This is a genomic window from Candidatus Goldiibacteriota bacterium, assembly GCA_016937715.1.
Classification (GTDB): domain Bacteria; phylum Oederibacteriota; class PGYV01; order PGYV01; family PGYV01; genus PGYV01.
In genome coordinates this window covers 1-8,116 of sequence record JAFGWA010000105.1, presented here as the reverse complement: position 1 = coordinate 8,116, position 8,116 = coordinate 1, and the positions used below count along the sequence as shown (strand labels likewise).

General features: G+C 42.9%; 7 protein-coding genes. 6 read left to right on the top strand and 1 reads right to left on the bottom strand.

Annotated features, from left to right (window positions below):
- The 6 genes from JXR81_10205 to JXR81_10180 all read left to right on the top strand — a co-directional run.
- Positions 1-1,225, top strand: a 1,225-nt coding sequence (locus JXR81_10205) for a tetratricopeptide repeat protein (GenBank protein MBN2755215.1), incomplete at its 5' end; no start/stop codon positions are given.
- Between the two features lie 87 nt (positions 1,226-1,312).
- Positions 1,313-2,176 (top strand): tetratricopeptide repeat protein, encoded by an 864-nt coding sequence (locus JXR81_10200; GenBank protein ID MBN2755214.1) that lies wholly within the window; start codon positions 1,313-1,315, stop codon positions 2,174-2,176.
- A gap of 96 nt (positions 2,177-2,272) precedes the next feature.
- Positions 2,273-4,906, top strand: a complete 2,634-nt coding sequence (mutS, locus tag JXR81_10195; GenBank protein MBN2755213.1) for a DNA mismatch repair protein MutS — start codon at positions 2,273-2,275, stop codon at positions 4,904-4,906.
- 19 nt (positions 4,907-4,925) lie between these two features.
- Positions 4,926-5,183: a SemiSWEET transporter gene (locus JXR81_10190; GenBank protein ID MBN2755212.1), complete on the top strand. Its 258-nt coding sequence runs from the start codon at positions 4,926-4,928 to the stop codon at positions 5,181-5,183.
- A 7-nt stretch (positions 5,184-5,190) separates the two neighbouring features.
- Positions 5,191-6,225 carry a heparin lyase I family protein gene (locus tag JXR81_10185; GenBank protein ID MBN2755211.1) on the top strand — a complete coding sequence of 345 codons (1,035 nt, stop codon included), beginning with the start codon at positions 5,191-5,193 and terminating at the stop codon, positions 6,223-6,225.
- A gap of 20 nt (positions 6,226-6,245) precedes the next feature.
- The gene (locus JXR81_10180) at positions 6,246-6,677 is read left to right on the top strand and encodes an EamA family transporter (GenBank protein ID MBN2755210.1); all 432 of its coding nucleotides are present in this window, start codon (positions 6,246-6,248) and stop codon (positions 6,675-6,677) included.
- Positions 6,678-6,876: 199 nt separating this feature from the next.
- Here JXR81_10180 and JXR81_10175 read toward each other — a convergent pair whose 3' ends face one another.
- A complete protein-coding gene (locus JXR81_10175) occupies positions 6,877-7,521 on the bottom strand; it encodes a hypothetical protein (GenBank protein ID MBN2755209.1) in 645 nt (214 codons plus the stop codon).
- Positions 7,522-8,116 lie beyond the last annotated feature (595 nt).

The following is an 8,116-nucleotide window of genomic DNA, read 5'->3' as shown; positions in this document are numbered from 1 at the left end:
GGTTGACAATAACAGGGTAAGCGCGTCAGACCTTCTTGATGAAATGGAAGACCCTGATTCTATGCCTGTTGACCAGTCTACAGGAACCGATGATGACGCCACTTTGGATGAAATGTTAAACGAAAAAGGGCCGGATGCCACAACACCCGATATTCAGGGCGCCATGACAGAAAGCGCCGAAGGCGTTTCCCAGGAGCAGGCAGACGAAGGTATCACGGCTGAATCCGCCGAAGAAGTGACAGGAACCGCGATTTCCCAGTCCGAGCAGATGTTTAAAAGCGAAGAAGCGGTTATGCAGGACAAAAAAATGACCAAAGAACAGATTCAAAAAGACGTGGAACTACTGTACGCGGAAGGCAAAAAATATTACGACGTAGAAGATTATGAAGGCGCGGCGGAAATCTGGGGCCGCATTATTACAAATTTTCCGACTGCAAGCGGGTTATTCACAATACGCTATTCAATAGCAAACGCGTATGAGTTTTCCAGACAATATGACAAAGCAATACAGCAGTATCAGAAAGTACTTGCCGAAAAGCCAAAAGAAGAAATAGCCGTGGAAGCCGCATACCGCCTTGGCGGATGCTATGGCAAACTTGAAAAATGGCAGTATGCCATGGAAGTTTACAAGGATATAATCCGCAAACAGGGTATGTCAAACGCAAGGTCATCAAGGGCTTATTTTAATATGGCTCTTGTTTATATGAAGCAGGGAAAATTTAAAAGGGCGGAAACAATTTATAGAAACATTATAAGATATTACCCAAACACCGCTTCGGAGATTCAGGGCCGTTTTAACCTTGCATCGCTTTTAACGCAGACAAAAAGGTATAAAAATGCCGTAAACGAGTACAAACTTATCAACTACAAATTCAAGAACACCGACTGGGCGCCTATGGCAGCCATGCACATTGGCGATACTTACAAACTTTCCGGAGATTATAAAAACGCCAGAGATGCGTATTCGCGCGTGCTTTATGAATATTATAACAACGAAAGGTACGTCAATCAGGCAGAAACCGCGCTTGAAAATTTAAAACACGCCAGACAGTTCGCGGAAAAATACGGAGAAGAAAATTTTGAACAAACAAGAGACTATACAATTAGCTATAAAGGTCTATCATTTAGAACCAGCGGAAAAGAAGCAGGATTTAATTATAACCCCAGCAGCGACATGATTAACGATAATGCTCCGATTAGAGTAAAAGCCAACAATGAAGACTAATATCCCATATTTAAATTTATCGGTGTATAAATGCATGCTATAAATTCTAAATTCACTTACAAGATAATTCTGTCATTTTGTATTACCATGTTTTTTTTGTTTATATTCTCTTCTTCTTATGCAAACGATCCTTTTCAACAGGCGAATCTGCATCTGTCTAAAGGAGAATATGAAGAGGCCCTTAAGATTTACAGGATTATAAAAAAAACATATCCCAATTCAGACTGGGAAAAAAAAGCTTATCTGTCGACAGCTTCAGCCTATGAAAAACAAGGGAAATTATCTGACGCAATAGAAGAACACCTTAAAATAATAAAAAAGTATCCCGGTAAATCAGAAGCGGAAGACGCGTTATTATCATGCGCGCGTATTAAAACAGTATTAAAAGATAACAACGGCGCCCTTGCTTTCTATAAAGAATATCACAACAGCTTCGCTCGCGGGGAACAGCGGTCATTGGCTTATTTCAACATGGCTTCAATTTACAGGGAAGCCGGCAATCCAAACGCGGCGCTGAAAGTTTATAACGAAATAATTAATAATTACCCCGAAGATGTCTGGATTCACGGCTGGGCCGCCATTTATTCGGGTGACATTTACGCGGCGCGCAAAGAATACGATAAAGCCGTGGAAACATATTCCAAAACCATTAAAAGCAAAGAAAACGCCTTTCTTGCAGGGCTGTCAGAACTTCATAAAGGGCAGGCATTTATTGAGAAAAAAGATTACGATAACGCGGAAGAGACCTTTCAGAAGCTGCTTAAACAGACAAGCCTTTTTACGGAAGAAGCCCTTATAGGGCTTGGCCGCGCGCAGATGGAAAGCGGGGAACCCGCGCTTGCAAAAGAGGTCTTTCAGTCTGTGGGCGACCTTTTCCCGGCTTCTGTCTGGAAAGTTTACGCGGATAAAAAAATCACAGAGATTGATGAACTTTTAAAGAAGAAAAAATAGTTCCGTTTTAAACCGTACGGCAGCCATTTTTTTCATGGCCGCCGTTTTTTTTTGAAAAAATTAAACTTGTGTCCGGCAATAAAATTAGGGAGAAATATGTCCGAACTTACACCCATGATGAAACAGTACCTGGAGATTAAAAACAGGAACAAAGATGCCATACTTTTTTTCCGCCTGGGCGATTTTTACGAAATGTTCGGCGAAGATGCCGTTACGGCGTCGCGGATTCTTCAGATAACCCTTACTTCGCGCGGGTCAGGCGAGGACCGCAAAAACAAAATGCCTATGTGCGGCGTGCCTTTTCACGCCGCAAACAATTACATTTTAAAACTTATAAACCACGGCCTTAAAGTGGCCATATGTGAACAGATTGAAGACCCAAAAGAAGCCAAGGGCATAGTCAAACGCGAAATAATAAAAATAATCACCCCCGGCACCGTACTGGAAGACGCGGCGCTTGAAAAAAAGGCAAACAATTACATCCTTTCAGTTTATCCCGTTAAAGACACGGCAGGGCTGGCTTACATAGATGTATCCACAGGGGAGTTTTGTGTAATGGAAATTTCAATTTCTTCCGGCTTTGACCACCTGATTGATGAAACAGAGAGAATAGCGCCGTCAGAAATACTTATCCCCGAAAGCTGCACGTCAGACAGGGACATTTCGCGAGCGCTTGTATCCCGCCTGCGGCACTCTGAAAAACGCAGTTTTATAAACCCTTATCCGGACTGGAACTTTAACCACGATGTATCCTATTCTAAAATAAAAGAACACTTTGGCGTTATGAACCTTGAAGGTTATGGGATAGAAGATAATGACGCCCTTATAGGCGCCGCGGGCGCGCTTTTAACTTACATTCATGACACGCAGAAAACAGAACTTTCACACATAAATTCAGTTAAAACAAGAACCACAGGCAGTTTTATGTACCTTGATTCCGTCACGTTAAAGAACCTTGACATAATGGATTCAGGCGCGCGCGCTGATAAAAACACAACTCTTTATTCCGTGCTGGATAATACGGAAACCGCAATGGGCGGCAGGGAATTAAAAAAGTGGCTTAAAGAACCCCTTATGGATACAGATGCCATAGCGCAAAGGCACTCTCTGGTATCATTATTTATTGAATTCAGCCAGTTAAGGACAAACTTAAAAAGCCTTCTTGCGGAAATATCAGATATTGAACGCATTGCCGGCAAGCTTGGCGGCAACGCCGTAAACGGGCGCGACTTAAACGCCTTAAAACGCGGTATTATTAATGCCGAAAAAATACATAAAATTATAAAAAGCTCCGACGCGAAAGAACTTGAACGTTTTAATTTATCAAATGACACCCTTGAAAAGACAGCCAAACTTATCTCGGACGCAATAACCGAAGAACCTCCCATCACCATAAAAGAAGGCGGGGTTATAAATCCCGAGTATGATCCGGAACTTGCAAAGATTAAGGACATAAGCACAAACGGCAAAGGGTGGATAGCGGCCCTGCAGGAAACCGAACGTAAAAGTTCCGGCATAGGTTCGTTAAAAGTGGGATACACATCCGTATTTGGCTATTATATAGAAATCAGCAAAGCTAATTTAAAAAACATCCCCGCCAATTACATAAGAAAGCAGACACTTGTTAACGCGGAAAGGTTTATCACACCGGAGCTTAAAGAGTACGAAAGCATGGTGTTAGGCGCGCAGGACAGAATAAAGACCCTTGAATATGAAATTTTCTGCAGGATAAGGCAGCAGATTTCGCTTTCAATAAAAGAACTGCAGGCGCTGTCGTCGCAGATAGCCGAACTTGACTGCCTTATTTCATTTGCCGAAGCCGCCATCAACAACGGCTTTACCTGCCCGGAAATAACCAAAAGCGATGAAATAATAATTACAGACGGCAGGCACCCTGTGGTTGAAAACAGCGTTGGCAGAAATGAATTCATCCCCAATGACTGCGCCCTTGACTGTTCTGATAATATGATAATGGTGATAACAGGCCCCAATATGGCTGGTAAATCAACATTCATGAGGCAGGTGTGCGTAATAGTAATAATGGCGCAGGCAGGGTCGTTTGTACCGGCAAAATACGCCAAGATAGGAATAACAGACAGAATCTTTACGCGTATAGGCGCTGCTGACTACCTTGCGCGCGGCCAGTCCACCTTTATGGTAGAAATGATAGAAACCGCGAACATACTTAATAACGCTACAGCCAAATCACTTATCGTTCTTGATGAAGTGGGCAGGGGAACTTCCACCTTTGACGGCGTTTCAATAGCGTGGGCGGTCACGGAATACATTCACAACAACATAAAAGCCAAGACCCTTTTTGCCACTCATTATTATGAACTGACGGAAATACAGGATATTTTAACCGGCGTACAGAACTATAATATTCAGGTAAAAGAGTACGGCGGCAAAATTGTGTTTATGCGTAAAATAGTAAAGGGCAGCACGGATAAAAGCTACGGCATTCACGTGGCGCAGCTGGCAGGGCTTCCCGGCGAACTGCTTGCAAGCGCTAAAAAAGTTTTAAAGAGCCTTGAAGACGCCAATTACACAAAAGACGGCCATACAAAACTTGGCGGGGCGCCCGCGAAAAAAGAAGCGCTTCAGCCCGATCTTTTTGCCGCGTCAGAAGAATCAGCCGTGCTTTCGGAACTAAGCACGCTTGAAACAGACAATATGACGCCTTTGGACGCTCTTATAAAAATTAAACAGATGAAAGAAAAATACAGATAACATATAACAGGGAGCAGCAATGGACATTAAAATTTTGGGATTAATCGCAGGTTTTTTCACGTCAATAGGTTTCATACCGCAGATAATAAAGGGATTTAGGACAAAAAAGATGAAAGACGTAGCGCTATGGCAGTACATCCTTACGTTTATAGGAATTGCCCTATGGCTTATTTACGGCACTATTATAAAAGACCTTCCTCTTATTGCCGCAAACGCTTTTTCGCTTGTATGCGTTACTACCGTATTATCACTGCGCATAATATACCGCAATAACTGAAATTTGTATGCCGGCTAACCCAAACTCACCAAAGCCCGTAATACGCGTTGAAAAACGCGGCGGCAAAGAAGTAACTGTTATCCGCAATCTGCACACTTACGGCAGCGCGCGCCTTGAAAAAATAGCAGGTGATATAAAAAAATCCTGCGGCTGCGGCGGAACCGTTAAAAACGGCGCAATAGAGATACAGGGCAACAAAAACGATGCTGTAAAAAGTTATCTGATAAAAAACTTACTGGCGTTGATTCTTGTTTTGTTTATGACTTCATGCAAGTCCCCGTCGGTTAACATAAACGAACCCGGTACACAGCCGTATGATTACGGCGAATTGGCGCTGCTTAACCTTGATTTTAACTCCCAAACATACTCTCCGTGGGAAGGGCAGTACACGGCAGATGGTGTCAACTTTTCTTATGATGAAACCGGCGCATACGAAGGCAGCCACTGCGGAAAATTCAAAATAGGCGCTGACGGCGATTTATGGACTTCTCCGAATACAGGTTTACAGTCCGCAAGAAGCGAACTACAGTTATTTAACACGGCTCCGTCTGATACCGAACTATATTATTCCTGGTACATCAGGCTTGATTCTTCTTATACAGAAAGTGATAACTGGCAGGTAATAGGGCAGTTTCACGACCAGCCCGACCCCGCGCTTGGCGAAACCTGGAGCACATATCCCGCTCATTCGCCTCCGCTTGCCTATAAATACAGAAATGGAAACCTGATAATCAGCGTATATAGCTGGGATACAAACAGCGTTATGGACATTGCGTCAGTGCCTTTAAGCAAAGGCGTCTGGCACAGGATTAAAACAAGGGTGTTCTGGAGCACGGAAAGTACAGGGTTTGTTGAAGTATGGCTTGACGGGGTGCCAATTGAAAGCGCATCAGCCATTACAAGATACACGGCAAAAAATTGTTTTAATAACGCCGGCAATTACATTAAAATAGGGCTGTACAGGTCAAATAATATAACAACAGAGGGAATTGTTTATTATGATAATATCAAGTCCGGTTTAACTTCGGAATCAGTGGATTAAATATAAAAGGAGAGTGACTTATGAAACTTTGGGATTCGTGGCTTTTACTTGCTTTTGCATCGGCATTTTTTGCGGGATTAACGGCTATATTCGGAAAGGTGGGCGTTGCGGGAATTAATTCCAATCTTGCCACTTTTATCCGCACCGTGATAATTATCGGAATTATCGCGCTGATAGTAAGCTGGAGAAAAGAGTGGCAGCCGTTAAACACCATTTCCGCGCATACTCTTATTTTTCTTGCCTTATCCGCGATAGCCACAGGCGCGTCCTGGCTTTGTTATTACCGCGCGCTGCAGTTAGGGCCCGCGTCCCGCGTCGCGCCAATTGACAAACTAAGCGTGGTTTTTGCCATGCTTCTGGCTTTTATATTTTTAAGGGAAACAATCACCTGGAAAATAGCAATAGGCGGTTCTTTAGTCGCCGCCGGCGCGATATTTCTGGCATTACCGTAAAAGTATTTCCTGAATTTTCTGTAGAGGCGCAACACGTTGCGCCTCGTTTTTATTTGCGCTTTTGATTTTGCTTCGGTAGCCGCGTCCCTTTTGGGCGCGTTTTTTAAGTTTTGTTCTTTAATATAAAAACGCGTTACATCGCGTCTGGTTATATGTTTATAGGGAAAACTTTTGTGATTACCGTCTGGCATAAACCAAATTAAAAATTCGGACACCCTAAAAAGTTTTCACAATAATGCGGAACCGTATATTCTCCGCCATCAGTAACAACTATTGTATGACCTAAGACGGTATATGTACCGACCGGAACGTTAATAAAACCATAACTTGTACCGGACCCCGGACATTCTGTTGTATATTTCCAGCCTAACGGAATAAGTTCTATTGTCATGCAGTTTAAAGATAAATCACAACTGTTACAATTGCTGTCCGGATGTCCCATTGTTCCATGAATCCATGCTCCGCCTTCAACCGCGCCTATATTAGTTGAAGTCGCTATAGGTGTCGGATAGGGTGTGGCTGATGATGTTGCCGTAAAAGTGGGTGTGATTGTAAAAGTTTTTGCAGGAGTATTCGTATAAGTATTTGTGCCTGTAAAAGTATCAGTAAAAGTGGGCGTGATTGTCGCGGTTTCAGTCGGAGTATTTGTATAAGTGTTTGTGCTTGTAAAAGTATCAGTATGCGAATACGTTGGTATAAATGTTGACGAAAAAGTATTGGTGACAGTAACAGAGCCAAGATATAATTCAATATCCGTAACCGCGGCAGGCGACTGATGCCTTGAACAGTTTACGGCTATTAAGATTGATGCTGTGATGACTAAAATCCCAATTTGTTTTCCCATAACATGTTGGACATCAACAATCCAAAATAGTTTCTATATTTTGATTATCTTTGGTTTCAATTTAGCATCCACGGGTCTTCAGCCCCGCGGATTTAAGTTTTGGTATTTAATGTAGAGGCGCAACACGTTGCGTCTCGTTTTTTTTGCTTTTGATTTTGCCTTGATAGCCGCGTCCCTTACCCGGCCGCCGCGGCAATTAGCTGCTATGGCTGATATGGCAGGTCACTTTGTTTAGATTTTTATATTTGATTTTGCTTTTGATTTGGTAGACGCGGGTCTTTAGCCCGCGGTTGGAGCGAGCCTGAAAGCGGAAATCCCGGCGATGAAGCAAATATATGAGTGAAAGAAGCAGGGAATGTTAAAATACGTTTTAATTATTTGTAATAGAAAAATTTATAACACCGCCAAAATCAAAATCCCGCGGGCTAAAGACCTGCATCTGCCAATACAAAGACACGCACCCTAAAGGGTGCGGCTACCGGAACAAAAGATCCGGACAATCTCTCTATCCTCCGCAGTTTCTTCCGCTTTTGCTTAACTGCTTTATGCTTATAGCTTAATTTATTTACTTCCGTCCTCCGCAGTTTCTTCCGCT

Coding starts and splice junctions, on each gene's coding strand:
- mutS (MBN2755213.1), top strand. CDS start 2,273: ATGTCCGAACTTACACCCATGATGAAACAGTACCTGGAGATTAAAAAC.
- JXR81_10190 (MBN2755212.1), top strand. CDS start 4,926: ATGGACATTAAAATTTTGGGATTAATCGCAGGTTTTTTCACGTCAATA.
- JXR81_10200 (MBN2755214.1), top strand. CDS start 1,313: ATGTTTTTTTTGTTTATATTCTCTTCTTCTTATGCAAACGATCCTTTT.
- JXR81_10175 (MBN2755209.1), bottom strand. CDS start 7,521: ATGGGAAAACAAATTGGGATTTTAGTCATCACAGCATCAATCTTAATA.
- JXR81_10185 (MBN2755211.1), top strand. CDS start 5,191: ATGCCGGCTAACCCAAACTCACCAAAGCCCGTAATACGCGTTGAAAAA.
- JXR81_10180 (MBN2755210.1), top strand. CDS start 6,246: ATGAAACTTTGGGATTCGTGGCTTTTACTTGCTTTTGCATCGGCATTT.